This window comes from Nocardia vinacea NBRC 16497, from assembly GCF_000308835.1.
In the GTDB taxonomy this organism is placed as follows: domain Bacteria; phylum Actinomycetota; class Actinomycetes; order Mycobacteriales; family Mycobacteriaceae; genus Nocardia; species Nocardia vinacea.
This window is the reverse complement of sequence record NZ_BAGN01000201.1, coordinates 21,649-47,090: the sequence shown is the minus strand read 5'-3', so window position 1 is coordinate 47,090 and position 25,442 is coordinate 21,649. Positions and strand designations below refer to the sequence as shown.

General features: G+C 66.3%; 25 protein-coding genes. 12 read left to right on the top strand and 13 right to left on the bottom strand.

Annotated features, from left to right (window positions below; translation table 11 throughout):
- Window positions 1–90 precede the first annotated feature (90 nt).
- Window positions 91–696: a TetR/AcrR family transcriptional regulator gene (locus ON44_RS27990; protein ID WP_040695348.1), complete on the bottom strand. Its 606-nt coding sequence runs from the start codon at window positions 694–696 to the stop codon at window positions 91–93.
- Window positions 697–771: 75 nt separating this feature from the next.
- Here ON44_RS27990 and ON44_RS27985 point away from each other — a divergent pair, with 75 nt between their 5' ends.
- Both ON44_RS27985 and ON44_RS27980 read left to right on the top strand, forming a co-directional pair.
- The gene (locus ON44_RS27985) at window positions 772–1,539 is read left to right on the top strand and encodes an SDR family oxidoreductase (RefSeq protein WP_040695346.1); all 768 of its coding nucleotides are present in this window, start codon (window positions 772–774) and stop codon (window positions 1,537–1,539) included.
- A gap of 76 nt (window positions 1,540–1,615) precedes the next feature.
- Window positions 1,616–2,551, top strand: a complete 936-nt coding sequence (locus ON44_RS27980) for a 4-(cytidine 5'-diphospho)-2-C-methyl-D-erythritol kinase (RefSeq protein ID WP_040695374.1) — start codon at window positions 1,616–1,618, stop codon at window positions 2,549–2,551.
- A gap of 11 nt (window positions 2,552–2,562) precedes the next feature.
- Here ON44_RS27980 and ON44_RS27975 read toward each other — a convergent pair whose 3' ends face one another.
- Window positions 2,563–3,411, bottom strand: a complete 849-nt coding sequence (locus tag ON44_RS27975) for an LLM class flavin-dependent oxidoreductase (protein ID WP_040695345.1) — start codon at window positions 3,409–3,411, stop codon at window positions 2,563–2,565.
- Window positions 3,412–3,811: 400 nt separating this feature from the next.
- Here ON44_RS27975 and ON44_RS27970 point away from each other — a divergent pair, with 400 nt between their 5' ends.
- Window positions 3,812–5,674, top strand: a complete 1,863-nt coding sequence (locus ON44_RS27970) for an ABC-F family ATP-binding cassette domain-containing protein (RefSeq protein ID WP_040695343.1) — start codon at window positions 3,812–3,814, stop codon at window positions 5,672–5,674.
- Window positions 5,675–5,781: 107 nt separating this feature from the next.
- Here ON44_RS27970 and ON44_RS47135 read toward each other — a convergent pair whose 3' ends face one another.
- Window positions 5,782–6,705, bottom strand: a complete 924-nt coding sequence (locus ON44_RS47135; protein WP_083898193.1) for an Abi-alpha family protein — start codon at window positions 6,703–6,705, stop codon at window positions 5,782–5,784.
- Window positions 6,702–8,024 carry a DUF445 domain-containing protein gene (locus ON44_RS27960; RefSeq protein ID WP_083898192.1) on the bottom strand — a complete coding sequence of 441 codons (1,323 nt, stop codon included), beginning with the start codon at window positions 8,022–8,024 and terminating at the stop codon, window positions 6,702–6,704. The genes ON44_RS47135 and ON44_RS27960 overlap by 4 nt, the downstream gene beginning before the upstream one ends.
- 331 nt (window positions 8,025–8,355) lie before the next feature.
- On the opposite strand from ON44_RS27960, the gene ON44_RS52825 reads away from it, so the two are divergent.
- Both ON44_RS52825 and ON44_RS27950 read left to right on the top strand, forming a co-directional pair.
- Window positions 8,356–9,234 carry an Abi-alpha family protein gene (locus tag ON44_RS52825; protein WP_083898191.1) on the top strand — a complete coding sequence of 293 codons (879 nt, stop codon included), beginning with the start codon at window positions 8,356–8,358 and terminating at the stop codon, window positions 9,232–9,234.
- Between the two features lie 100 nt (window positions 9,235–9,334).
- On the top strand, window positions 9,335–9,886 hold the full coding sequence (locus ON44_RS27950; protein ID WP_051182532.1) for a nuclear transport factor 2 family protein: 552 nt from the start codon (window positions 9,335–9,337) through the stop codon (window positions 9,884–9,886).
- 10 nt (window positions 9,887–9,896) lie between these two features.
- Here the strand turns inward: ON44_RS27950 and ON44_RS27945 are convergent, their stop codons facing one another.
- On the bottom strand, window positions 9,897–11,540 hold the full coding sequence (locus ON44_RS27945; RefSeq protein WP_040695364.1) for a peptide chain release factor 3: 1,644 nt from the start codon (window positions 11,538–11,540) through the stop codon (window positions 9,897–9,899).
- 301 nt (window positions 11,541–11,841) lie between these two features.
- On the opposite strand from ON44_RS27945, the gene ON44_RS27940 reads away from it, so the two are divergent.
- Both ON44_RS27940 and pth read left to right on the top strand, forming a co-directional pair.
- Window positions 11,842–12,447 carry a 50S ribosomal protein L25/general stress protein Ctc gene (locus ON44_RS27940; protein WP_040695342.1) on the top strand — a complete coding sequence of 202 codons (606 nt, stop codon included), beginning with the start codon at window positions 11,842–11,844 and terminating at the stop codon, window positions 12,445–12,447.
- A gap of 24 nt (window positions 12,448–12,471) precedes the next feature.
- On the top strand, window positions 12,472–13,053 hold the full coding sequence (pth, locus tag ON44_RS27935; protein ID WP_040695341.1) for an aminoacyl-tRNA hydrolase: 582 nt from the start codon (window positions 12,472–12,474) through the stop codon (window positions 13,051–13,053).
- 18 nt (window positions 13,054–13,071) lie between these two features.
- Here pth and ON44_RS27930 read toward each other — a convergent pair whose 3' ends face one another.
- Both ON44_RS27930 and ON44_RS27925 read right to left on the bottom strand, forming a co-directional pair.
- The gene (locus ON44_RS27930; RefSeq protein WP_040695340.1) at window positions 13,072–14,709 is read right to left on the bottom strand and encodes a fatty acyl-AMP ligase; all 1,638 of its coding nucleotides are present in this window, start codon (window positions 14,707–14,709) and stop codon (window positions 13,072–13,074) included.
- A gap of 123 nt (window positions 14,710–14,832) precedes the next feature.
- Window positions 14,833–15,513, bottom strand: coding sequence for a lysophospholipid acyltransferase family protein (locus ON44_RS27925; RefSeq protein ID WP_040695339.1), 681 nt, complete (start codon window positions 15,511–15,513; stop codon window positions 14,833–14,835).
- 113 nt (window positions 15,514–15,626) lie between these two features.
- Here ON44_RS27925 and ON44_RS27920 point away from each other — a divergent pair, with 113 nt between their 5' ends.
- On the top strand, window positions 15,627–16,214 hold the full coding sequence (locus ON44_RS27920) for a TetR/AcrR family transcriptional regulator (RefSeq protein WP_245567359.1): 588 nt from the start codon (window positions 15,627–15,629) through the stop codon (window positions 16,212–16,214).
- A gap of 21 nt (window positions 16,215–16,235) precedes the next feature.
- Here ON44_RS27920 and ON44_RS27915 read toward each other — a convergent pair whose 3' ends face one another.
- Both ON44_RS27915 and ON44_RS27910 read right to left on the bottom strand, forming a co-directional pair.
- Window positions 16,236–17,153, bottom strand: a complete 918-nt coding sequence (locus ON44_RS27915; RefSeq protein ID WP_040695335.1) for a ribonuclease Z — start codon at window positions 17,151–17,153, stop codon at window positions 16,236–16,238.
- Complete coding sequence (locus tag ON44_RS27910) at window positions 17,153–18,331, bottom strand: aminotransferase class V-fold PLP-dependent enzyme (protein WP_040695334.1); 1,179 nt, start codon at window positions 18,329–18,331, stop codon at window positions 17,153–17,155. Before ON44_RS27910 ends, ON44_RS27915 begins: the two co-directional genes overlap by 1 nt.
- Window positions 18,332–18,599: 268 nt before the next feature.
- On the opposite strand from ON44_RS27910, the gene egtA reads away from it, so the two are divergent.
- From egtA to egtD, 4 genes are read left to right on the top strand one after another with little or no spacing between them, the layout of a single operon-like run.
- Window positions 18,600–19,931, top strand: a complete 1,332-nt coding sequence (egtA, locus tag ON44_RS27905; protein ID WP_051182531.1) for an ergothioneine biosynthesis glutamate--cysteine ligase EgtA — start codon at window positions 18,600–18,602, stop codon at window positions 19,929–19,931.
- Window positions 19,932–19,986: 55 nt separating this feature from the next.
- Window positions 19,987–21,327 carry an ergothioneine biosynthesis protein EgtB gene (gene egtB, locus ON44_RS27900; protein WP_040695331.1) on the top strand — a complete coding sequence of 447 codons (1,341 nt, stop codon included), beginning with the start codon at window positions 19,987–19,989 and terminating at the stop codon, window positions 21,325–21,327.
- A 28-nt stretch (window positions 21,328–21,355) separates the two neighbouring features.
- Entirely contained in the window at window positions 21,356–22,189 is an 834-nt protein-coding gene (gene egtC / locus ON44_RS27895) for an ergothioneine biosynthesis protein EgtC (protein WP_040695329.1), read from the top strand.
- Window positions 22,186–23,157 carry an L-histidine N(alpha)-methyltransferase gene (gene egtD / locus ON44_RS27890; protein ID WP_040695327.1) on the top strand — a complete coding sequence of 324 codons (972 nt, stop codon included), beginning with the start codon at window positions 22,186–22,188 and terminating at the stop codon, window positions 23,155–23,157. The genes egtC and egtD overlap by 4 nt, the downstream gene beginning before the upstream one ends.
- Here the strand turns inward: egtD and ON44_RS27885 are convergent.
- The 4 genes from ON44_RS27885 to ON44_RS47125 form a co-directional block, all read right to left on the bottom strand.
- Window positions 23,154–23,804: a DUF2461 domain-containing protein gene (locus tag ON44_RS27885; RefSeq protein WP_040695326.1), complete on the bottom strand. Its 651-nt coding sequence runs from the start codon at window positions 23,802–23,804 to the stop codon at window positions 23,154–23,156. The genes egtD and ON44_RS27885 overlap by 4 nt on opposite strands.
- 93 nt (window positions 23,805–23,897) lie before the next feature.
- Complete coding sequence (locus ON44_RS48650) at window positions 23,898–24,500, bottom strand: hypothetical protein (protein WP_051182530.1); 603 nt, start codon at window positions 24,498–24,500, stop codon at window positions 23,898–23,900.
- Between the two features lie 27 nt (window positions 24,501–24,527).
- Entirely contained in the window at window positions 24,528–24,788 is a 261-nt protein-coding gene (locus tag ON44_RS27875) for a hypothetical protein (RefSeq protein ID WP_040695325.1), read from the bottom strand.
- A 57-nt stretch (window positions 24,789–24,845) separates the two neighbouring features.
- Complete coding sequence (locus ON44_RS47125) at window positions 24,846–25,421, bottom strand: hypothetical protein (protein WP_051182529.1); 576 nt, start codon at window positions 25,419–25,421, stop codon at window positions 24,846–24,848.
- Window positions 25,422–25,442 lie beyond the last annotated feature (21 nt).

Sequence of the window (25,442 nt, the reverse complement as noted above, 5' to 3'; positions counted from 1 at the left end):
CAACATACCCCCGGAGGGTATTGAACGCAAGGGTGAGTTACGCCGAGGTTCCGTCGATTAGTCGCTACAGAGGTCCGGATAGTTCCCGAATCAGCCTCGAACGGCGGAAGGCCAACCGTGCATGGCCATTTCGGCAACCCGCTCCAGTTCCGCGGCGCTCGCGCCATCCCGGGCCGCCTGCGACATGCCCTGCATAACGGTGCCGACATACCGCGCGAGCGTGGCCGCATCGGCCTCCGGTGGCAATAGGCCCGCATCGATATCCGCCTGGATGCGCGCGGCGAAGGCCTCGACATTGCGGTTGCGAAGCGCGCGCAGCATGTCGGCGATCTCGGTGCTGGTGGTATTGAGTCCGGCGCTGATCACCAGGCAGCCGTGCGGGCAATCGGGTCGGGTGTACTCCGTCGCCGCCTCGCGCAGGATGCGGCGCACCACCGCCTCGGCGGTCGGCTCCTCGGTGAGGGCTTGCGGGATGAAGCTGCCGTAGCGTGCGCCGAAGACCTGCACCACCTCGCTGAACAGCGTCGCCTTATCGCCGAATGCGGCGTACAGGCTCGGCGCGCCGATACCCATCGCCGCGGTCAGATCGCCGATCGAGGTGGCCTCGTAACCGCGCGCCCAGAACAGCCGCAACGCCTTTTCCAGTGCGGCGTCCCGATCGAACGAGCGGGGGCGTCCCCTGGTCGGTGCACTCATGTCTGCATTTTATAGCGATCGCTAGAGAATGTGCTAACGTCCTTTCTGTAGTGACCGCTAGAGAAAGGACTCGTCATGGGTGTACTGCAAACGGGCCGGCTCGACGGCAAGACCGCGCTGGTCACCGGCGCGAGCCGCGGCATCGGCCGGGCCATCGCGGAGCGGCTCGGCAGGGAGGGGGCGCGGGTCGCCGTGCACTACAACGGTAATGAGCGGGCGGCGAAGGAAACCGTCGTCGCCATCGAGGCGGCGGGCGGTTCGGCCTTCGCGATCAAGGCCGAACTCGGCGTACCCGGAGATGCCGCGGCGCTGTGGTCCGCATTCGACGCGCAGGCCGACGGCGTGGACGTCATCGTCAACAACGCGGGCATCGATGGCATCCGCGAACCGATCGGCGGCACCGATGAGGCCGCCTTCGACCGAGTCTTCGCCGTCAATGCGAAGGCGCCGTTCTTTGTCACCAAGCTAGGGCTGGATCGGCTACGCGACGGCGGCCGCATCGTCAATGTCTCCACCGGCCTCACGCACGGGGCGAGAATGCCGCAGCTGATCGCCTACACGATGACCAAGGGTGCGATCGATACCTTCACCCAAACGCTGGCAAAGGAACTCGGCGCCCGCGGCATCACGGTGAATGCCGTCGCGCCGGGTGTGATCGATACCGATATGAACGCGAACTGGTTGCGCAATGCCGAGACCGAGGCATTGGTGGCCGGATGGTCGCCGTTGAATCGAGTCGGCCAGCCCGGTGATATCGCGGATATCACCGCATTCCTCGCCTCGGATGATTCGCGGTGGGTCACCGGACAGTGGATCGATGCCACCGGCGGGGCGCTGTTGTAACCGTCCGACACATGGGCGGTGAATGTCTCATCTCGAGCTGAGCACCTGTCGTACCCACGGGATAGGCTTGAGCACCGTGTTGTCAGTTGTGCCAAGTCCGGTCATCGTGCGCGCGCCGTCCAAGGTGAACCTCCACCTAGGCGTCGGTGACGTGCGCGCGGACGGCTATCACGATCTGACCACTGTGTTCCAAGCCCTCTCGCTCAGCGACGATCTGGAACTCGCACCCGCCGCCTCGCTGACCGTGCGGGTCAGCGGCGAGGGCGCCGACGATGTGCCGACCGATCGCACCAATCTTGTGTGGAAGGCCGCCGTGCGCGTCGCCCACCTGGCCGGCCGCGCACCGCTGGTGGAAATCGCCATCAACAAGGGCATTCCGGTGGCGGGTGGAATGGCGGGCGGCAGCGCGGATGCGGCTGCGGCGCTGGTGGGCCTGAACGAACTTTGGGATGTCGGGCTGACTCGCGATGAATTGTTCGCGGTGGCAACCGAACTCGGCAGCGATGTGCCGTTCGCGTTACACGGCGGAACGGCGCTCGGCACCGGTCGAGGCGAGCGGCTGCTTCCGGTGTTGTCCCGCAATACCTTTCACTGGGTACTCGCCCTGGCCAAGGGGGGATTGTCCACACCCGCGGTCTTCACCGAACTCGATCGACTACGCGAGAACGGCACCCCGCCCCGGCTGGGCGAGCCGCAGGCGCTGATGCAGGCCTTGGCCTCCGGTGACCCGAAACAGCTTGCGCCCCTGCTGGGTAACGATCTGCAGGCGGCCGCGCTGTCGCTGAAGCCCGAGTTGCGACGGACGTTGCGTGCGGGCGTCGGTGCCGGGGCGCTTGCCGGGCTGGTCTCCGGCTCCGGCCCGACCTGCGCATTCCTGTGTGACAGCGAGGACAGCGCGGTGGCGGTCGCGGCCGAGCTCGCGGGGGCCGGTGTATGCCGTAGCGTGCGCACGGCCAACGGGCCGGTGCCCGGCGCTCGCGTCATCAGCAGCGACACGCCAGGCAAGCGCTGACGTTTCGCTCGTTATGCGATGACGTCGGCGAGGCGGTCCACCTGGTCGGCGTCGCGGCCGTAGCAGTAGAGCATGACCTCATCTGCGCCGAGATCCTCGAATTGGCTGATGGCCGTGCGGATCTCGTCGGGTGTGGTGAGCATTCCGGCGAGCATGAAGTCGGCGCGACCGCTGAATTCGTAGTAGGCGCCCATCGAGGTGCGGGCGTCTTCGATCAGGTCGGGTGCGCCGAGCGCGACATTGACCTGGGCGACAATGCGAGGCTCGCCGTCGCGGCCGTGTTCCTTCCACGAGCGGCGGGCGGTGTCGAACATGCCACCGGCCCACGACGGTGCGGCGGCGGCGAGAAAGCCACCGCCCCAACGGCCGACGCGATCGATGGCGGCGGGCTGGAAGCCGCCGAAGAGCAGTTCGGGTCCCTCGGGACGCAGCGGCGCGGGACCGATCGGTCCGCAGTCGGTGCCGTACGGCAGGCCGGACCACAGGCGGCGCATGATCTCGAGTTGTTCGTCCAGGCGGCGGCCGCGGGAGCGCAGCTCGGTGCCGGAGGCGATGTGATCGTCCTCGCGACCGCCGACGCCGAGGCCGAGCACCAGGCGGCCGCCGGACATGCGGTCGAGGGTGGCGGCCTGCTTGGCGAGCAGCGTCGGCTCGCGCAGCGGCGCGATGAGCACCTCGGTCTGCACCTTGATACGGCTGGTGGCACCGGCGATCATGCCGAGGGCGACCAGTGGTTCGGGATTGTCGTAGACGAGCCGGTCGAGCAGACCAAGGGTGGAGAACGGACCCGCATCGGCGCGGCGGGCCCAGTCGAGCAGGGCGGCGGGATCGGAAATGGGCAGACCGAGTCCGACGTGCATGAGAACCTCCAGATAAAGGCGTAGTTGAAACCGTGCCGCCCCACTCACCTCGATCTCGAGGCTGGGCTCCCATTCTGCGGCTGTATCTCAGGAGCGCCATTGCTAACATTGTTCGTAACGAACGATGTTCGTTGAGATGACTCTAAACGAACGCCGTTCGTCGCGCAAGTCGCCGCGGTCTTCGGTTCGCTATCCCGGAGGATGTCACCGCCGCGGGCGACTGTGGTGATCACGATCGCCCTGGGTGACTCCGCCGCAGCGATGAGAACGAGTGCGCGGCGTGGAGCGGGTCCGGGCGGCGGCAACGGCGCGGGCGTTCGGTGCGGCGGCGGTGCGTCCGGGGTGCTCGGTACGCTTGCGCGGGGCGAGTGCTCGCCCCGCGCATGACTCGGAAGGATCCATGTCCAACCTGATCAATCTCGAACAGGTCTCCAAGAGCTTCGGTATCAAACCGCTCCTGGACAATGTTTCGCTCGGCATCCACGCGGGCGAGCGGATCGGTGTCGTCGGCCTCAACGGCGGCGGCAAGACCACCCTGTTGGAGGTGCTGACCGGTCTCGAGCCGCCCGACAGCGGCCGGGTGAGCCGGGTCGGCGGGCTGCGCATGGCGGTGGTGACCCAGCGCGGTGTACTTCCCGCGGGCGCGACCGTCGGATCCGTGGTGCTGGCGGGGCTGGCCGATGACACGATGCCCCCCGGCGCGAGCGACGGGCACGGAGGCGGTAGCTTGCGTGACCACGGGGGGCCCCGGGAGCGCCGAGATGATTACGGCGTGGCCGAACACGAATGGGCCTCGAATCCGCGCATCCGGTCGGTGATGGAGGGGATCGGGATCGAGGGCCTCGGTCTGGATACTTCCGTCGACAATCTCTCCGGTGGCGAGCGCCGCCGCGTCGCGCTGGCCGCCGCGCTGGTTCGCGACCTCGATCTGCTCGTGCTCGACGAGCCGACCAACCACCTCGATGTCGAGGGCGTGCAGTGGCTGGCTCAACATCTGCTGGAGCGTCGCAGCGCGCTGGTGGTCGTGACCCACGATCGCTGGTTCCTCGACACCGTCGCCACCGACACCTGGGAGGTCGTCGGCGGCAAGGTCGAAAGCTATGAAGGCGGTTACGGCGACTGGATTTTCGCGCGCGCCGAGCGGGCCCGGCAGGCCGATGCCTCCGAGGCCAGGCGCACGAATCTGGCGCGCAAGGAGTTGGCCTGGTTGCGGCGCGGTGCGAAGGCCCGCACCTCCAAGCCGCGCTATCGGGTGGAGGCGGCCGAGGCGCTGATCGCCGATGTGCCGCCGCCGCGCGACAACGTCTCGCTGGCCGCATTCGCGCGAAAGCGCCTGGGCCGCGTCGTCATCGAACTCGAGGACACCACCCTCACCACCCCGGACGGCCGCGAGTTGGTGCGCGACTTGACCTGGCGCCTGGCGCCGGGGGAGCGCGTCGGCCTGGTCGGTGTGAACGGCTCCGGCAAGACGACCCTGCTACGCACGCTGGCCGGTGCCGTCGAACCCGCCGCGGGCAAACGCATTCAGGGCCAGACGGTTCAGATCGGTTGGCTACGTCAGGAACTCGACGACCTGCCGACCGATCTGCGGGTGCTGGAGGCGGTACAGCAGATCGCGCAGCGAATCATGCTGGGCGATAAGGAAATTTCCGCGGGCCAGCTGGCCGAGCGCCTGGGCTTCACCCCGGCCCGGCAGCGCACCCCGGTCGGCGACCTATCCGGTGGCGAGCGCCGCAGGCTACAACTGACCCGGATCCTGATGTCCGAACCGAATGTTCTGCTCCTCGACGAGCCGACCAACGACCTGGACATCGACACCCTGCAACAACTGGAAGACCTACTCGACAATTGGGCGGGCACGCTGGTCGTGATCAGCCACGACCGCTATCTGATCGAGCGCATCTGCGACTCCACCTGGGCCCTGTTCGGCGATGGAAAACTCACCAACCTGCCCGGCGGCATCGATGAATACCTGAAAAAGCGCGCCGCATCGAGCTCCGCCACAACGCGAGCCACCGACTCCAAGTCCGCCGAAGCTCCCGCCACCGACTCCGCCGCCTACCGCGCCGCCCGCAAGGAGCTGGCCAAACTAGAGCGCACCATCGACAAACTGACCGAACGCGAGCAGCGCCTCCACACCGCCCTCGCCGACGCCGCCACCGACCCCGACAAACTGATCACCCTGGGCGCCGAACTGAAACAAGTTGTGACAGAAAAAGAATCCGCCGAAGAACGCTGGCTGGAACTGGCCGACACCGCCTAATCCCCACCCCGTCGACGTTAGTTGAATGGCTGCTCCACACCCCGTCCAGAACCGCCATTCGACTACCCTCGACAACCGCCATTCGACTCGCCTCGATGGGTGGTGGTTCAGCTGGTGCCGGAGACGCGCCCGTCCTGGACCACGACCGGCAGGCAGGTTTGCACGAAGTCCGCGCCGAAGCCGGTGAGTGCGATGCTGCGGTAGTAGACCTTGGTACCGAAACCGGAGCGCTTCAACACTTCTCGGACCGGGGATTGGGCTTCGAGGAGTTGGTAGCGGTTCGGATTGCCCACCGGCTCCTTGACGAATTCGATCAGTCCGAGGCGGCGCAGGTTCGGCAGGTACTGCTGGATCCGGTTGGGGAAGCGCAGGCCCGCGTGCTCACCGATCAGGTTGAGTCCGGAGATGATTCGCTCGACACCGATGCCGCGCGGCCGTCCGGCGCGGATATCGATCGAGGGCTGCGGGCCGTCGAGGTGCAGGAAGCGCAGGATCCGCGCCTCATCGGGTGTCAGCTCCTCGAGCATGCGCGCGAAGGCCGGGTGGGTTTCGTGGTGCTCGCCCTGCGTGCTCGCCGACAGCCGCAGCAGCGCGGCCCCCTGCTCACGCAAAGTGGGAACGGCATCGGACGTGGGCTGTTCGGGTGTAGCGGGCAGACGCAACGCGCGCCGCACCGCGTCACGAACCTCCGCCTCCGCCTCCGCGAGCACCTCACGCGGGGGAGTTCCCGCGATACTGCCGCGCACCACGGTGGCGCCGACGCCGAGGGCGGTGTCGATGCCCCACGCGGTCACCTCGGCCGCCGCGCTCACCGCGACCCTGGCGACACCGGTGGTCGCGCGAACGGTCTTGCGCACCGAGCCGGGCTGCCGCTTCTGCTCGACCGCGTTGACCGGCAGCCGCGCGATCTCCGTCGATTGCTCGGATGTCGACGACTCGGAAGTTCTTGGGGTTTCGGCCACTTCGGACTGCTCGGTTCGCTCGGAGCCCTGCCCGGCGGCCCGCAGATCCTCGCCGCCAGCTTCCGTCATAGCCATGTTGTCGCCACTCCCGTTCCGAAGATCAGGATGTGAGCGTATCCGGCGAAGAGCCCCAACACGCCGCCATGCAGAAAAAGGAGCCATTCGTCCTGTTTGATGGCCGATCGCAGCATATCCACGAAGTCGGGAGGCGATAGCGCCGACATCTGTTTGGCGATGTAGTCGTTGATTTGTCTACCCTGCTGGACGTTGAAGTCCGGATCCGCGAAGGCGATGGGCGCGATGGACATCGCCTCGGTGGTCAGCGTCGACTGCAGCGAGTCGTACTCCCGGCTGCCGAGCATGAACTTCACCGCCGGTCGGGCCGGTCCGAGCGCCCGGTCCGCGGCTGGGCGCAGCGTGTCCTCGAGCATCTGCATGGTCCGGTCCGAGCGCGGGCCGTTCAGCAACTCGTCACCGATGTTGGCGACGGTCATCACCTGACTGGAGACCAATTCCGCATAGCCGTCGGTGATTTCGAGCTGCCGCTTGATCAGCAGACCCTGCCGCCACGGGCACCACCACTTCGGGTACGCGGGCGCGAAGATCATATTCAGGCCGATCCAGTTGACCACCCAGCCGATCACGACACCGCCGATCGGCAGCACCACCAGCGACGACCAGCCGGTCAGATGCAATACGGCGACCAGCACCACACCCATCGGCGCGCCGAAGTAGAAACCGAAGTTCTGCATGAAGCGCAGTTCTTTGGCGCCGAGCACCTGAAAAAGGGTGTTGAGCAGATGCGGACGCGCCTGGAAATAACGGATGACCATCTGCTTGACGTCCAGCAGCTGATCGATATTGGCGCCCAATTCCTCGGTCAGCTCGCGCAGAATATCGGGCAGCTGCTGGCGGACCCGCGCGTGAATCATGTCGCGCACCCCGGTCGGCAGGTTGTACCAGAGTTGCGGATGTTCGCGGCGCAGGATTTCTTCGACTATGTCCTTGATCTGCGCGTCGGCGATAGTGGCGAGATGTTCGGCGAGCTTGTCCGGCTCCAGCTCGCGGTAGAAGTCGGCGACGCTACCGAGTTTTGCCAACCCCTTGTCGACCGCGATGCTCGCCATTTTGTCCGCGCGCGAGGGCACAATGCCCTGCCAGCCCATTCGGCCGTCGTAGCTCAGCAGCGGCAGCACCTGAATTCGCTTGGGCAGGAAGGGAAACAACGCGCGCAAACCGGGTAAACGAATACCGTGGAAGGCGACCGGCTTGAACAACATCAGGATGCCGGTCCAGTTGGTGATGTATCCGATGATGCCAGTGAAAAGCGGGATGGTCACTAACTCCAGGAGGACCGTCGGGTGCACCCCGAAAACACTCTCCAACACGACACCCTCCTGCCGATATACCGGTGACCGCCGCCTCACCGGCAACCCAAACTAGCACCCAGTCGGCAGACGGACCCTACTGTGAGGTCGAGACGCCGGTCCATCGCGAGTGTCCCGAGCCACAGCAGATTGTCTGAGACATCAGTCACACTGTGTGTCCAGAATGTCGTAGTGTCAACCGGCGGCGGAGACAATGGCGACGATCACGCGTCCGACAGCAGGGGTCGGCGTGTTTGCTGGCCCACTCGGCTCGCGGTAAGGCATACCTGGAAGGCTGGCGGGCAATAATCTGTGGGCGTATTCGTTCACTTGGCAATACATCGGAGAGAACGTGACAGACGACAGGACCGGACAGGACGTAGCCCGGGCCGGTTCCCGCTCGGTGGAGCGCAGCTCGGATGTCGAACAGCGGCAGATCAGCAATGAGGCGCGGCTGATTCGCGGTGTGTTCCGAGCGGCGGGGCTCGCGGCGGGCACCGTGGTGCGCGGCAGCCAGTGGGCCGTCGAGACGACCTATGAGGTGACCAAGGAGATCACCCAGGCCGCGCTCGACGGTGAGTCGTCTGCGGATATCGCCGAGCGCACCGGTAATGCGTTGCGCTCCATCGCGCGCAGCGCGCTCGGCGTCACCGAGGGCTCGGTGCGCGAAATCGTCAGCTACGTACCGACTTCCAATGGCGCGACGCAGCCCGCGCCGATCGGCATCGGCGCGCCGCTGCACTCGGCCAGTAGCGAAGAATTGCGTCGCCGTGGCGATGCGCTGCTCGCCCGCTCGGCCGATGTCTACTTCACCGACGACGTACATCCCGCCTATGACCGGATCCTCGACGAGTTGGCTCCGGACGAGGCGCGCATTCTGCGGTTCATGGCATTGAACGGTCCGCAGCCGTCGGTCGATGTGCGCACCAACCGTCCGCTCGGCATCGGCTCGGAGTTGGTAACCGGTGATCTCACCTCGGTTCCGGAACAGGCCGGTGTCCGTTATCCGGACCGTGCCCGCACCTATCTGATCAACCTCAACCGTCTCGGCCTGACCCAGGTTTCCGATGACCCGGTGGTGCTCAGCCGGTACATGGTGCTCGAGGTGCAGCCGGTGGTCGAGGCGGCGCTGAAGAAGGCCGGACGCGCCCCCAAGATCGTGCGCAAGAGTCTGCGGCTGACCGAATTCGGCAGCGATTTCTGCAACACCTGCTTCACCATCGGGAATTGATCCGTGCGGTAGACCGCCGATTTCGGCTCGAACTGATAGCAATCTGATACAAATCTCCCAATCTCCGTAGCGCGGCGACTTCGAATGGGATTGTTGAGTTATGGACCAGGATGCTGTGTCAGCGATCAGTCGCCTGAAGTTCAGGTATCTGCGCACCCTCGACACCAAGTCGTGGGATGAATTTGCGGACACCATGATCCCGGAGGCGACCGCTACCTACAGCGAATACCTGCAGTTCGAGTCGCGGGATGCGTTCCTGGCGTTCATGCGCAACACCCTCGGTCCGCATGTCATCACCGAGCATCGATGCGACCATCCGGAGATCGATGTCGACGGTGACACCGCTACCGGCACTTGGTATCTCGCCGATACCGTGCTGATACCGGCGCACAACATGCTGTTGCGCGGCGCGGCGTTCTACACCGATCGCTACGTCCGCTGCAATGACGGTCGCTGGCGCATCGCGCATACCGGATATGAGCGCACCTATGAGGTGGTGCTCTCGCTCAGTGATCTGCCGAGCCTGCGCCTGACATCGAGTCGATGGGGGCTGATCACGCGTGAGGACGGCATCGCGCCGGTCGAGCGCGAGCCCGGCGCCACCCCGCTGCGGCGGGAGACCGCGCCGGAGGCGGAGCCTGAGGCCGGGTGAACGGCAATCCCTAATCCGCGGCCGCGACCAGCGGCTCGAGCGTGAGCTTCGGATGCTCCTTCTCGATGTATTGCAACCGCCACTTATCGCTGAACAACGCCAACAGCGCCCCGTCGGAGCGGGTGAACACCTCGACCCCGCGCTGCCGATCGAGTTCGGCCATCGACTCCGCATCGGTGCGCCGGGCCAGCGTGTAGGGCAGGTGCTCCATATGCGTCTCGACATTGAACTCCGCGAGCATCCGCGCCGTGACCACTTCGAACTGCATCGGGCCGACCGCCGCGAGCACGGGTGAGGCATCGCCGCGCGCGTCATTGCGCAGGACCTGCACCACGCCTTCGGAATCGAGCTGGTCGATGGCCTTGCGGAACTGCTTGTACTTACCCGCGCTCTGCGCCCGCAGCACCGCGAAATGCTCCGGCGCGAAGGACGGGATCGGCGGGAACTCGACCTTCTTGTCCACGAACAGTGTGTGCCCCGGCGCCAGTGCGGTGGCATTCACGAGGCCGACCACGTCGCCCGGGTAGGCCGTATCGACGGTCGAGCGCTCCCGCCCGAAAACGGTGAGCGCGTATTTGGTCGCGAACGGCCGACCGGTCTGCGCGTGCGTGACGACCATCCCGCGCTCGAATTCGCCGGACACGATCCGCATGAATGCGAGCCGATCCCGGTGTGCCGCATCCATTCCGGCCTGCACCTTGAATACGACCGCACTGAACGGATCGGTGGTGTTGCGCGGCGTGCCGCCGATATCGGCGCGCGAGCCGGGCGCAGGCGCCAGCGCGACCAGGGTCTCCAGCAGTTGCCGCACACCGAAATTCAACATCGCGGAGGCGTAGATGACGGGGGAGGTCTGCCCGGCCAGGAACATTTCCTGATCGTGGTCCTGCCCGGTGGCCGATAGCAGTTCGCTCTCCTCGGCGGCGGTCGTCCACGCCTCACCCTCGCGGGTCTCGGCCGATTCCGGATCTATCGATTCCTCCGGCGCGATGGTCGCGCCACCCGCGGTCCGAGTGAAGTGGATGTATTCGACGGCCGCGCCCTCGGGACCGCGACGCAGCAGACCGCGGAAGTCACCAGCGATGCCGACCGGCAGGAACAGCGGCGTCGGGGTGAGACCGATCCGCTCGCTGATCTCGTCGAGCAGTTCCAGCGGCGCGCGGCCCGGACGGTCCCACTTGTTGATCACCGTGACGACCGGGATGCCGCGATGGCGACACACCTGGAACAACTTCAGTGTCTGCGGCTCCAGCCCCTTGGCGGCGTCGATGAGCATGACGGCGGCGTCGACGGCGGTGAGCACGCGGTAGGTGTCCTCGGAGAAATCCGAGTGGCCGGGGGTATCGACCAGGTTGATGACGTTATCGATATCGGAGCCCGCGGCGCGGTAGTTGAACTGCAGCGCGGTCGAACTCACCGAGATGCCGCGCGCCTTCTCCATCTCCATCCAGTCCGATACGGTGGATTTGCGTCCGGCCTTGCCGTGGATGGCGCCCGCCTCGGAGATCATCCTGGCGTGCAACGCCAGCGCCTCGGTGAGCGTCGACTTGCCCGCGTCGGGGTGGGAGATCACCGCGAATGTGCGTCGCCGGGCGACCTCGGCGGGCAACCCACGCGGGGCGGGCGTGACGACACCCTCAGTGGAGGCGGTCAACTGCAACAACCTTTCAGACGGCCGATCGGCAACCGCTCCAGCGTACGCGACCGGGGTGACGACAATCCGGCCAGTCCGACCACCCGATTCAGCTGGACATAAACACTTGCGCTATGGTGTTCGGGTTGTCTCGGCGAGGGTGACCGCAGACGTAATGCGTTCACCGTGATCGACGCGGCTCGGCTCTCGGCCGTCCTCGTTCGGTCTTCGCCCGACGAGTAGACCAACCTTTGCCAGGGGGGATGACAGTCCCTGGCGCACTGTTGACAGCCCGGAAGAGCCGTAGGGAGTAGATCCAGTCATGTCTGACGCCAACCTTCTCGAAGCCGCCGTCCGTACGGAGTTCGGCAAGGGCGCCGCCCGCCGCACCCGTCGCGCGGGCAACGTTCCCGCCGTGCTGTACGGCCACGCCGCCGACCCGCAGCACCTCTCGCTCAACGCCCAAGCCTTCGCCGCCATCCTGCGCGAGCACGGCACCAATGCGGTGCTGAACCTCGTCATCGATGGCAAGAAGCAGCTCGCGCTGACCAAATCCGTTGTGGTGCACCCGATTCGCCGTTACATCGAGCACGCCGATCTGCTGATCGTCAAGCGCGGCGAGAAGGTCACCGCCGATGTGAACATCGCGCTGGTCGGTGAGGCCGGCGCGGCCACCCTGGTCACCCAGGACGTCACTACGCTGTCCATCGAGGCCGACGCGCTGAACATTCCGGAGTCCATCGAGGTCTCGATCGAAGGCGTCGAGGCGGGCACCCAGATCACCGCGGGCGAGATCGAACTGCCGAAGGGTGTCACCCTGGCCGGTGACCCGGAGGCCCTGATCGTCAACATCATCGCGGCGCCGGCTTCCGCGCAGGAGACCGAAGAGGCTGCCGCGGCCGCCGCGGAGTCCGAGAGCGCCGAGTAAGAACTCCCCGGGTCGGTTATCCGAATGACCGAATCCTCGACCGGGCCCGCGCTCGTGGTCGGACTTGGCAACCCAGGTTCCGAGTACGAGCGCACCCGGCACAATATCGGCTTTCTGGTCGCCGACGTGCTCGCGCAGCGCGTCGGCGGCCGTTTTGCTGTGCACAAGAAGTCCGGCGCGGATCTGTTGCAGGCCAGGCTGGACGGGCGTCAGGTATTGATCGCCAAGCCGCGCTCGTTCATGAATCTGTCCGGGCGCCCGGTCGCGGCGTTGGCGAAATTCTTCTCGGTGCCGCCGACCGAGGTGATCGTCGTGCACGACGAATTGGATCTGCCGTTCGGTCAGGTCCGGCTCAAGCGCGGCGGCGGTGAGGGCGGGCACAACGGATTGCGTTCGGTCTCCAGTGCCCTGACCACCAAGGACTATCTGCGCGCCCGCATCGGCATCGGCCGCCCGCCGGGTCGCCAGGACCCGGCGGACTACGTGCTCAAACCGTTTTCGTCGGTGGAGCGCAAGGAAGTGCCGGTGATCGTCGAACAGGCCGCGGACGCGGTCGAACTGCTACTGCGCGTCGGGCTCGAACCGGCCCAGAACCAACTGCACTAGGCCGAGTTCGACCGCGGCTCAGCGCAGGTGGATCGCGGTGGCGGAGCGGCGCAGCTTGCCCGAGGAGGTTTTCGGGAGGGCGCCGGGGCCGAGCACGGCGACGGTGCGCGGGCGAGCGCCGACTTCGGAGAACACCGCGTGCACGATTTCGCGTTCGATGCGCTTGACCTCGTCGGCATTCTGATGGTCGTTGCTTTCCACCACAACGGCGAAGCTTTCGCGTTTCTCGCCCGCGTCCAGGCGGACCGCGACGGCATTGCCGGGACGCACCCCCGCCACGCGCATGGCGGCACGCTCGATATCGGTCGGGTAGATATTGCGACCGCCCATGATGATGACGTCCTTGATCCGGCCGCACACCACGATCAGGCCCTCATCGGTGAAGTAGCCGATATCGCCGGTATCGAGCCAGCCGTCCGCATCCTGCGCCGGACGGAACCCGTTGACCGTGACATAGCCGGAAGTGACCGCGGGACCGCGGAGTTCGATCACGCCGACGGAACGGGTCGGCAGCGGCTGGCGCTCCGCGTCGACGACCCGACCCTCGAGATTGTCGACCAGATAGCCGAGCGTGGGCATGCGGCGGACATTGCCGTGGTGATCGTGGGCAGGCACGGCCTTGCCCAGCGCTTCGAGCAGATCGGCATCGATGATGTCGAGGACCTGTCCGTGTCCGGGATCCGGAACCGATACGGCCAGTGTGGTTTCGGCCATGCCGTAGACCGGGGTGAGCGCCATCGGATTGAGCCGGAAGCGTTTGCCGGCCGCGGCGAGGTTCTCCATGGTGTCCGGATCGACGGGTTCGGCGCCGTTCCACATGTAGCGGACGCTGCTGAGATCGTAGGCGCCGTCCTCGGCCTGCTTGAGCCGGCGAGCCAGCAGTGAGTACGCGAAATTCGGTGCCGCCGTGACGGTGCCACGGTACTTGTCGATCAGCTCGGCCCACAGCAGTGGACGCATCAGGAAGTCGATCGGCGTCACGCAGACGACTTCGGCGCCGAATTGCATGGGAACGCTGAGGAATCCGACCATCCCCATATCGTGGAACAGGGGCAGCCAGCTGATCATCACATCGTCGTCGAGCTGGAACTTCACCCGGTCGAACATGGCGTAGGCGTTGGTATAGAAGTTCCCGTGCGTGATCCGCACCGCCTTCGGCGATCCGGTCGAACCGGATGTCAACTGCTGCAACGCGATATCGGTCTCGACGGTCGGCACCGGATCGGTCTCCGGGCTCTCGCGCAGCTGATCGATGCGCACTACGGTGATGCCGCGCTCGCGCAGCAGTGGTTCGGCGGCCTCGAAGGGCGCGCCGAGTACCACCGCGCGCGCGTCGATCATCGACAGCACGGTCTCGGTATCGCGGGCCCAGACCACCAGATCCGTGCGCGGCGTCGGCTGGTGCAACATGGTGATCGACGCGCCGCGCATCCAGATGCCCTGACAGGCCGGTGCGATATCGACCGGCATCCCGGCCAGCACGCCGACCGCGTCACCGTGTCTGATGCCGGCTTCGGCGAGTCCGCCCGCCATCTGTCGTGCGATTCGATGGATCTCACCCCAGGTTTGCCGAAACGGCGCGTTGGGCTCCCCGGTCACCAATCCGCGACTCGAGGTTTGTGCCGTTGCGTACATCTCGTCGGTGAACCTGCTCAAAGTCCAACTCCCTTGTCACCCCGATGCGGTGGCCGGACATGGGTGAACGGCCTGCTCCCCAACTATCCCGCCAATTCGTCCCCGCGTTAACCATTCCGAGGACATGCCCGTGTCGCGGTGGCGTTATGGGCGATTCGAGAAAGTTGCCGCGTAGCGATCGACGTAGTGCCGTCCGGATCGGGCGGCCAATTCCCGCATCAGTTCGTCGGTCGCGGCGCGGACCTGGCAGGTGTCCGGTGCCGGGTGGGTCGGAGTGAGCTGCGGATAGTAGCGCGGCGTGCCGAAGCTGATGTGCACCTTGCCGAAGCGCGGCAGCCGGTGGCCGCGCGGATTCACCTTGTCGGTGCCCGCCAGCACGACCGGGATGACCGGAGCGCCGGTGGCCATGGCGACGCGCAGTGCGCCGGTGCGGCCGCGATAGATGCGGCCGTCCGGGGAGCGGGTGCCCTCCGGATGGATGGCCCAGACGTCACCGGATTCGAGGATTTTCGCCGCGGCGGTCAGTGCGTCCGCGGCGGCGGTGCCGCCGGTGCGGTTCACCGGTACCTGACCCGCGACGGTGAAGAACCAGCGTTGGAACCGGCCCTTGAATCCGGTCCCGGTGAAGTACTCCTGCTTGGCCAGGAAGGTGACCCGGCGCGGCAGGGCCAGCGCGAGATACATCGAGTCGAGCATCGCGAGATGGTTGGCCGCGATGATCACCGGTCCGGTGCGGGGTACGTGCCGCAGCCCTTCCACCTCGGGGCGGCCGAGCAGCCGCAGCAGGGGGCCGAGCAGGACGTACTTGAACAACCGGTACCACACATGAGCCTCCGAGAAAGTTGTCGTAGACAATGTCTACCGATGATCGTAGACACTGTCTACGATCATCGGTAGAGGATTTCTACTTATGTGACGCAGTCGGAGGGAGTGATTCGATGAGCGCCGTAGACAATGTCTCCATGGTCGGAAGCGAACCGTTGCGGGAACGATTGGTCGGCGCCGGGGTCGACATACTCGAGGAGGTCGGCGCGGCCCAGTTGGGTCTGCGTGCGATCACCCGCGCGGCCGGGGTTTCCCACGGTGCGCCGCGCAGGCACTTTCCGACGCACCGCGCACTCTTGGCCGCCATCGCCGCGCGCGGTTTCGCCGATCTCATCGAGCGGTTCGCGAAGGTGGAGGTAGGCGCGAGGACGCCGAGGGAACAGCTGGAACGGATGGCCGCCGAGTACGTCGAATTCGCCGGCGAGCGCCCGGAGATGTTCACGCTGATGTTCCGCCACGACCTGCTGGAGGGCTCCGGCGAGAACCTTCGGGCGATCACCCTGCCGCTCTTCGAGCGTTTCGCCGCGCTGGTTCGCGAAGCCGCCCCACTATCGGCCGGCCCGGACAAGCGCGCGATCGCCCTGTGGACCAGCCTCCACGGCATCGCCGCCCTCCAGGCCAACCGCAGCCTCCGCCTGGTGGCCCCCACCGCCAACGTCCGCACCCTCGCAACCCACGCAATCGACCTACACATCGGCTGACCCACCGCGGGCGGTCGGTGCTCAGTGTCGGGGTGGGAGTGGGATTCTCGCCAGGTCCGTTGCGATGACGATCTCGCCCGTGAAGTGCAGGGCTGCCTCGGCGAGGTGGGCGTCGAGGTCGCGGTAGCGCTGGGAGAAATGGGTCAGGACCAGGGTGCGCACACCGGCTTCGGCGGCGACTCGGGCGGCTTGGCCCGCGGTCAGGTGGCCGTATTCCTCGGCGAGCTGCGCATCGACGTCCAGGAAGGTCGCCTCGATCACCAGCATGTCCACGCCCGAGGCGAGGGACAGCACGCCCGGGCACAGGCGGGTGTCCATCACGAATGCGAAGCTCTGGCCCGGCCTCGGCTCGCTGACATCGGCCAGCGTGATTGTGCGCCCGTCGAATTCGATACTGCCCGTGCGCTGCAGTTGTCCGACCGACGGGCCGTGCAGGCCGAATACGGCTAGCCGCTCCGGCAGGATGCGCACACCGCTCGGTTCGGTGAGGCGGTAGCCGAAGGTGTCGACCGGATGCGATAGCGCGACCGCCTCGAGGGCGAACGGTGCACCAGGCGCGTCCAGCGCACCCGGATCGGCGATCGGATGCGCCCGGAGCTCGACGGTGCGATAGAACGAGCTGGCATTGCTCAGGCGATCGAAGAACGCCGCACCCGAGGCGGGGTAGTACACATCGACCGGATGGGCGACCTTGTCCAGATTGATCCGCTGGATGATCCCGGGTAGTCCGAGGCAGTGGTCGCCGTGGAAATGCGTCACGGCGATCCGGGTGATATCGGTGACCGATACGCCGGCGTACGTCATCTGCCGCTGGGTGCCCTCGCCCGGATCGAAGAGGATGCCCTCATCGCCCCAGCGCAGCAGATACCCATTGTGGTTGCGCTGCTTGGTCGGAACCTGACTCGCGGTGCCGAGTACGACCAGTTCGCGAGGTGACATCAGAGCGTCGCGACCGCGCCGACGAACCGGTCCAGCTCCTCGAAACTCACGAAGCAGTGCGGCGAGGCACGCACCACCGAATCCAGGCCACGGGCGGTCATATCCAGCAGGGTAGAGCTGGCATGGCTCGCCGTCACCGTAATATTCTGCGCCGCAAGACGATCGCGCACCTCGACGGCGGATTTCCCTTCGACGGTGAACGAAACGATGCCGCTGTGCCGAATCCCGATGTCGCGCACCGTGATTCCGTCGATTTCCGGCAGCGATTTGCGCAGATGCTCCGCGCGGACCGCGATCGCGTCGTAGACGTCATCGGGGCCCAGCTCGAGCAGATACCGCACAGCCGCACCGAGACCGAGTCGGGCCGCGACATCGCATTCCCAGAATTCGAAGCGACTCGCATCGGGCACCATGGCGTACACCTGCGGGCCGGTCCACTGCGCGCTGTGCAGATCCAGCCGCTGCGGCTCCATCGACGCGGCCAATTCCGGTCGCACATAAAGGAATCCGGTGCCACGCGGTCCGCGCAGCCATTTGCGCCCGGTGACCGAGAGCGCGTCGACATCGAGTTCGGCCACATCGATCGGCAGCTGTCCGGCCGACTGGCAGGCATCGAGCAGTACCAGCGCGCCGACCGAATGCGCGATCCGGGTGGCGTCGGCGGCCGGGTTGACCAGACCGCCATTGGTCGGGGCGTGGAGCACCGACACGAGCCGGACCCGTTCGTCGACCATGTCGGCGAGCGCGTCGAGGTCGATCTGGCCGCTGCCGTCGCTGGGAATCTGTTCGACCACCGCGCCGGTCGCCTTGGCCCGCTGCAGCGCCGCAATGGCATTGCTCGCATAGTCGGCGCCGGAGATGAGGATACGGTCGCCGGGCGCGAGTGGGACCGAATAGAAGAAGTCGGCCCACGCACGGGTCGCGCTATCGCTGAGCGCGATGCCGGTCGGATCGGCGTTGATGAGCCGGCCGATATCGGTTTTCACCGCGGCGAGATCGTCGAGCCGCTCGTTCGCCGCGCGATAGCCGCCGATTTCGGCCTCGCGTCGCAGATGCGCTACAACGGTATCGACTACGACTCGGGGTGGTAACGAGGAGCCCGCGCTGTCGAGGAAGACCAGATCGGATCCGGCGCCGTAGGCCGGTATGTCGGCGCGTACGCGATTCTCGTCGAGCATGGCCTCGAGAGTATCGCCGAAATCGGGGCATTGGGCCGTCGCACGAGTCGACGCAGGTCCGGGCCACCGTGCGCGAGTCCCCCGCTGTGCATGACCACGAATTCAGATTCTTGTCACATTTCTTGTCGGTGCCCCTCGCTACGCTGGTTTGGGTCGGCGCACCGGAATACGACCGGCGCCCGAGGCGATACAGAACTACCTGAACAACTGTCGGCAGCACACACGCAGCACAGCCACGGTTACCCGGTTTCACATGGTGGAGGTTGGTATGGCGGTCACGCTCGAGCATCCGAAGCGGGTCATCGCGCTGGAAAACGGCGAGCTCTCCTCGCGGGCCGCGGCCGAGGCCTATCTCGAAAAAATCTGTTTCAAGCTGGGGCCACCGACGCTCATCGGCGCCGAACTGGAGTGGCTCACCGTGCAGGGTGAGTGTTCGTCGTCCGGCCCATCGGCCGCCCCCCGCCCGCAACTGGCTGCATTCGCAGATGCACTCGGACCCTATGCACCGCGGTCCATCGCCCCCGATTCACCGGCACTTCCGTTGCCAGGGGGCAGCCGGGTCACCATCGAACCCGGCGGTCAGATCGAACTCTCCAGTGCCCCGTTCGCCGCTGCCGCGCAGTTGTGCGAGGGTTTGCACGCCGATGCTCGGATGCTGCGGGATCTACTCGAGTCCCGATCCATCCGCACCGTCTCCGCCGCCGCCGATGCGGACCGCCGCCCGAAACGGGTCCTGCGGTTACCGCGCTATCGCGCCATGGAAGAGTCCTTCAGCGGTATCGGCCCCTTCGGCAAATTGATGATGTGCAATACCGCCGCGACGCAGGTCAGCGTCGATGCCGGTGCGGACCGCGCCGAGGTCACCGCACGGTGGAACGCGCTGTACACGATCGGTCCCGCGCTACTCGCCGCCTTCGCCTGCTCGCCCGAATTGCACAGTGCACCGGTGGGCGTGTGGGCATCTCAGCGCATGCGGACCTGGTTGCGTCTCGACCACGCTCGTACCCGTCCCGCGGTGGAGTCCTGGCCGGATCCGATCGCCGGCTATGCGCGTTGGGCCCTGGATGTCCCGCTGCTGTGCGTTCGCCGCCCCGATGGCGTATCCGGCAACGGCGGCGATATCGGCTGGTCAGCGCCGCCAGAGGCGACCTTTGCGGACTGGTTGTCCGGTGCGCTGGACGACGAGATCGGCCGGCGTCCCGATGTCGGCGATCTCGACTATCACCTGACCACGCTGTTCCCACCGGTACGGGCCTCCGGACACCTCGAGGTCCGCTATCTGGACGCCCAGCCCGATAACGACTGGACCGTCCCGATCCATATTTTCGACGCCCTGCTTTCTTCTCCGTCGGTGGTTGCCGAGGCGACGGCGCTCGCCGCGCCACTCGCGGGCCGCTGGCTCGACGCGGCGCGCTGCGGGTTGGCCGATCCGGAGATCCGTGGCGTCGCGGTCGAGTTGCTGACCCTGGCCGCAGCACATGCGGCGAGTCCGGCGGCGGTGCGCGAGATCGAATCCGCCGCCGAACGATGTCGCAGCGGTCGCACCCCGACCGATGAACTCGTTTCGCGCAGTGCGGATCAGCCCGAGGAGCATTCGTGACCGCGGCGCCGCTGCCTCGAGTCGCCGACCAGAACGAGTTCGGGAGATACCCATCGTGACCATTCAGTACCCCGCAACGGATAATTCCGGCACCGAACAATTGCGTGACCGGATCGCCGAAGTGCTCACCCGCGCAAGGGATCGCACCACCGGCCTCACCACCCTCGATGAAGCGGAGCTGGTCGCCCAGCATTCCCGACTGATGAGCCCGCTCGTCTGGGATCTCGCCCATATCGGCAATCAGGAAGAGCTCTGGCTGGTGCGCGATGTCGGCCGACGCGACGCGGTGCGCGCCGATATCGACGAGCTGTACGACGCCTTCAAACACGCTCGCGCCAATCGCCCTGAACTGCCGCTGCTCGACCCCACCCAGGCTCGCGGCTATGTCGGCACCGTGCGCGACAAGGTGTGGGATGTGTTGGAAACCAGCGCTTTACATGGTGATCCGCTGGTCGACGGCGGCTTCGCATTCGGCATGATCGCCCAGCACGAGCAGCAGCACGACGAAACCATGCTCGCCACCCATCAATTGCGCACCGGCCCCGCGGTGCTGTCCGCACCCGCCGCACCGGCGGCGGCTGCTGCTGTCGGTGGTGAAGTCGTCATTCCCGCAGGCGAATTCGTCATGGGCACGTCGACCGACCCATGGGCACTGGACAATGAGCGTCCGGCGCATCCGGTGCACGTGGCCGCCTTCGCCATCGACGTCGCACCGATCACCAATGCGCAGTACCAGGCCTTCATTGCCGACGGCGGCTACGAGCGGCCCGAGCTGTGGTCCGAACGCGGTTGGGCGCACCGGCAGGAGGCGGGTCTGGTGGCGCCGCAGTTCTGGGAGTGCGATCCGGCCGGGCACTGGTGGCGCCGGGGATTCGGCGTGATGACGCCCGTGCGTCCGCAGCAGCCGGTGGTGCACGTCTGCTGGTTCGAGGCCGAGGCGTATGCCGCCTGGGCTGGTAAGCGTCTGCCCACCGAGGCCGAATGGGAGAAGGCGGCGCGTTTCGATCCGGAGACCGGCACGTCCCGCCGCTACCCGTGGGGTGATGCCGAACCCGATTCCGCCACCGCGAATCTCGGCCAGCGGCACCTGGAACCCGCCGAGGTCGGCGCGTATCCGGCCGGTGTCTCCCCGGCCGGTGTGCATCAGCTCATCGGCGACGTATGGGAGTGGACCGCCTCGGGTTTCGAGGCTTATCCGGGCTTCCGCGCCTTTCCTTACGCCGAATACTCCGATGTGTTCTTCGGCGGCGACTACCGAGTCCTGCGCGGCGGCTCCTTCGGCACCGATCCGGTCGCTTGCCGCGGCACCTTCCGCAACTGGGACCACCCCGTCCGCCGCCAGATCTTCGCTGGCTTCCGCCTGGCCCGCGACCTGCGAAAAGGCGAGGGCGAGTGAGGGTCTCGACGGCGGAAGGGCGGCGCTGATGTGTCGTCAACTCGGTTACGTCGGTCCGTCGGTACGCGTGGGCGATATGTTGACGCTCGGTTCGCATTCCCTGCGGACCCAGGCGTGGGCGCCCAAGGATATGCGCGGGGGCGGGACGATCAATGCGGATGGGTTCGGGGTGGCCTGGTGGCGTGACGACGACGGCGTGACCGTCAGCCGGTATCGCAACTCAGCGCCCATCTGGACCGATCCGGCGGTGGAAGAGGTTCTGCCGCAACTGGAGTCGTGGGCGGTATTGGCGGCGGTTCGCTCGGCGACCGTGGGTATGCCGGTCGAGCGGAATGCCTGTGCACCGTTCACACATGGTCGGTGGGCGTTCAGCCATAACGGCATGGTGCCCGATTGGCGGCGGGCCCTCAGCGCGGTCGCCGAAGAATTCGGCTCCACCGCAACCGAACTGGGTGCGGGCCCGCTGTTCGAGCCGGTGCAGTTGCTGGAGGCCGAATCCGCGACCGATGCGGCGACGCTCTGGGTGATCCTGCGCAGTCTGCTCTCGACCGATACTCCCGACGGTTCATGGGCGGCGGCGCCGGCGGCATTGAGTCTACTGGTGTCGGCCGTACTGGCCCAATCCCCGGGCGCCCGACTGAATTTCCTGCTCGGTGATGGCAGGCAGCTGTGGGCGACCACCGTCTACCACTCGCTATCCGCCCTGGTGACCGATGATTTCGCCATCCTGTCCTCGGAGCCCTTCGACGACGACCCGCGCTGGCAGTCGATTCCGGATCGCCAGCTGGTCAGCGCCCGCCCAGGCGCGCTGTCCGTCACACCGCTACTAGACGTTCCAAGCACGAAAGGCTCGCTCCTATGACCGCACCCACGCTGGAGATCTACCTATCCGATGACGACCTCACCTCGGCGTTGCGCGCGGATGCCAGGCTCGGCCTCACCGCGGACCCGAAGTGGTTGCCACCCAAGTGGTTCTACGACGCCCGCGGCAGTGAACTGTTCGAGCAGATCACCGAACTCCCCGAGTACTACCCGACCCGCACCGAACGCGCGCTGCTGGAGCGGGTAGTCGGCGAGATCGCCCGCACCGCGCAGGCCGAGGTCCTGGTCGAACTCGGCGCGGGATCGGCCGCGAAGACCAGGCTGCTGCTATCCGCACTGACCGCCGAGGGACCGCTGAAAACCTATGTTCCGCAGGATGTCTCGTCCTCGGCGCTGCGGGCCGCCGCCGCGGAGATCGCTACCGAGTTCCCGGGCCTCGCGGTGCACGGCGTGGTCAGCGATTTCACCGACACTCTGCACAATCTGCCGGGCGGCGGCCGCCGCATGATCGCCTTCCTCGGCGGCACCATCGGCAACCTGGTCCCCGCCGAACGGGCCGAATTCCTGTCGAGCATCCACGAGGTGCTGGAGCCGGGTGAGCAGCTGCTACTCGGCGCGGGCCTGGTGATCGACCCCGCCGTACTTGTCCCCGCCTATGACGACGCGGCCGGTGTCACCGCCGAATTCAACCGAAATGTCTTGCATGTCTTGAACAGTCGCCTCGACGCCGACTTCGAGCCGGATAAGTTCGCCCACGTCGCCACTTGGGAAACCGAAGACGAGTGGATCGAAATGCGGCTGGAGGCCACCGAAGATATGACCGTGACGGTCCGTGAACTGGACCTCACCCTCCAGTTCACGCGCGGCGAGCAGATGCGCACCGAAATCTCGGCCAAATTCCGTATCGACGGATTGGACGCCGAACTGACCGCAGCGGGATTCGAGACCGAACAGGTCTGGACCGATCCGGACGACCGCTTCGCCCTGGTCCTCGCCGCTCGCCGTTAGGTCCGAGCCGGCGCACCACTGACCACCGCGCCCAGCCACTCGATGAAGGGCCGCATCGTCTCCCAGGCGGTGCGGACCTCCTTCGCGGCGCGGGGTTTGTCCAGCCAGGCCGGTGCGCCGTATTCCTTACTGCAGGTCAGCGATTTGTGCCGCAGCAGATCGATGCGCGGATGGTCGGCGTCGTACCCCTTCGGCTTGGTCTTGAGCTGCTCGCCGCCGATGGTGAATCCGGCCTTGGTGAGCTTCGCCAGGATGGCCTCCAGCTCCGGGCCGCGGACCTCGTCATCGATGGTTGTGCGCAACTGGGCGATCTGTGCGGGGGAGCCCGCATAGAATCCGCCGCCGACGAAGAGTCCGGCCGCGCTGATCTGCACATACCAGCCCGTACCCGGCGCAACGCTGACCACCGCGCCCTGCGCCGTCTTGTAGGGCACCTTGTCCTTGGAGAAACGCACGTCCCGGTACGGCCGGAAAATCTTGGCGGTCCCGAAGTCCGCCTCCAACTCCGCGGTCAGCGCGACCATCGGCGCCTTGACCGACTCCTCGTAGACATCCTTGTGCGCGGTCCAGAAGGCCTTCGAGTTATCGGCTTCCAAATCCTCGTAAAAGTCCAGCCCCGCGAGTGGGAACCCACCGAATCGACTCATGCTGACCACGCTAGCCTTACCCGCCGACTGCCGTCCCCTGGCCTTACCCACCCCGTCGGCTGCCATCCCCCGGGACGCGTCTCCAGCGCACGGTCAGTTGGAGTCCGGGATCATGCTGCCGCTGAAGACGGCATAGACCAGGATGAGCCCGATGACCAGGGAAATGGCGGATACGAGGGCGGCCCATTTGCCGAGGGATTCGCCCTTTTTGTGCCCGATGATGCCGAGAATGATGCCGACCGGGCCGAATAGGTAGGGGCAGAACAGCAATGAGATGCCCGCACAGACGAAGCCGATGATCGACAGGGTCTGCGAACCCGACCGCGGTCCCGGCGTGGTGTACGGCCGTGAGGTGTAGCCGGGAGAGCCATCGTATGGGGTTTCCGGGGTGGCGTCGGTGATCGGCGGATATACGGTGCCGGGCCGGTCCTGGTCGTAGCGTGCCGCGGCGGCGTCATGCCACGGTTGCGCGGACTCCGGCGAAGGCTGCGGTTGTGCGACGAGATCCGGTGCCGTTTCTGCGGCCGCTCGCTGGGCCGGTGTCTGCGCGGCGGGTTCGGCGGGCTGCGACTCCCGCGGTCCGCCGGTCGCCGGAGTGTCCCGAGCCGTATCCGAGGATTCGAGCGGCTCGGATTCGCCGGCCGGTTTCTCGGGCGACGTATCGCCTCGCTCGGGTCCCTGCTGCGGCGTGCTCATCGAACTCTCCTGTCGGCGGGGAGCGGGCTATAGGTCGGTATCGTTGACAATCTCCATCGCGGCGACCTCGGCGGGGCGCTCGTCCTCCTCGGCGAGTTCGGCGGCCTTACGATGACGGGTCCACTCCTGTTCGAGTTCTTCGCCGATGCCGAGTCGGCCGTCATCCTCATTTTCGTGATAGCGAATACGCAGGTCAGCTGGCGGATCCTCGACATTTCGCCGGTATGCGCGGATCTCGTCTTCCTGCTTGTCGTCCCCCATGTCCATATCAAGCGGGTCACGGTCCATACCCCCAGTATCCCCCTCGGCATCGGGGGCAAACGGGATCCGACGCGCGCGAATCCGTCAGCTGAAGGCCCCGAGGAACCCGACGAAGGCGATGACCAGGATGACCGCGATCGCCAGTACCGCGCCGTTGGCGATGGCCGCCCATTTGCCGAGCGATTCGCCCTTGTTGTGGCCGATGATGCCGAGGACGATGCCCGCCGGTCCGGTGATCACGATGGGCAGGCCACAGAAGATCACCACCGACAGTGCGGTCGCCGCCAGGCAGGAGAAGCTGATGATCGAGAAGATCGGGACATCGGATTGCCGAGGTGGCGTATAGGGCTGGTACGGGTAACCGGGATAAGCACCGGGCGCTTGCGGATAGCCGGATTGTCCGACGTACGGACCGGCTTGCGGGTAGCTCGGCGGATACGGCGGTGGCGGATAGGCGGTGGGCTGCTGATAACCTGCGGGCGGGGTGTACGGTGGAGCGGTTTCCGGCGAAAACTGTTGTCCCGGTTGATAAGCCATCGTCGGATCGACACCCGGCTCCGGTGACCAGACCTTGGTCGCGTCCACGTTGTCCTGCGGCGGCTCGGCAGGCGGTGGGTCCTGCGACTTCCCGAGATTGATATTCGGTTCCGAATCCGACATGGCACGCCCCCTGTTTGTCAT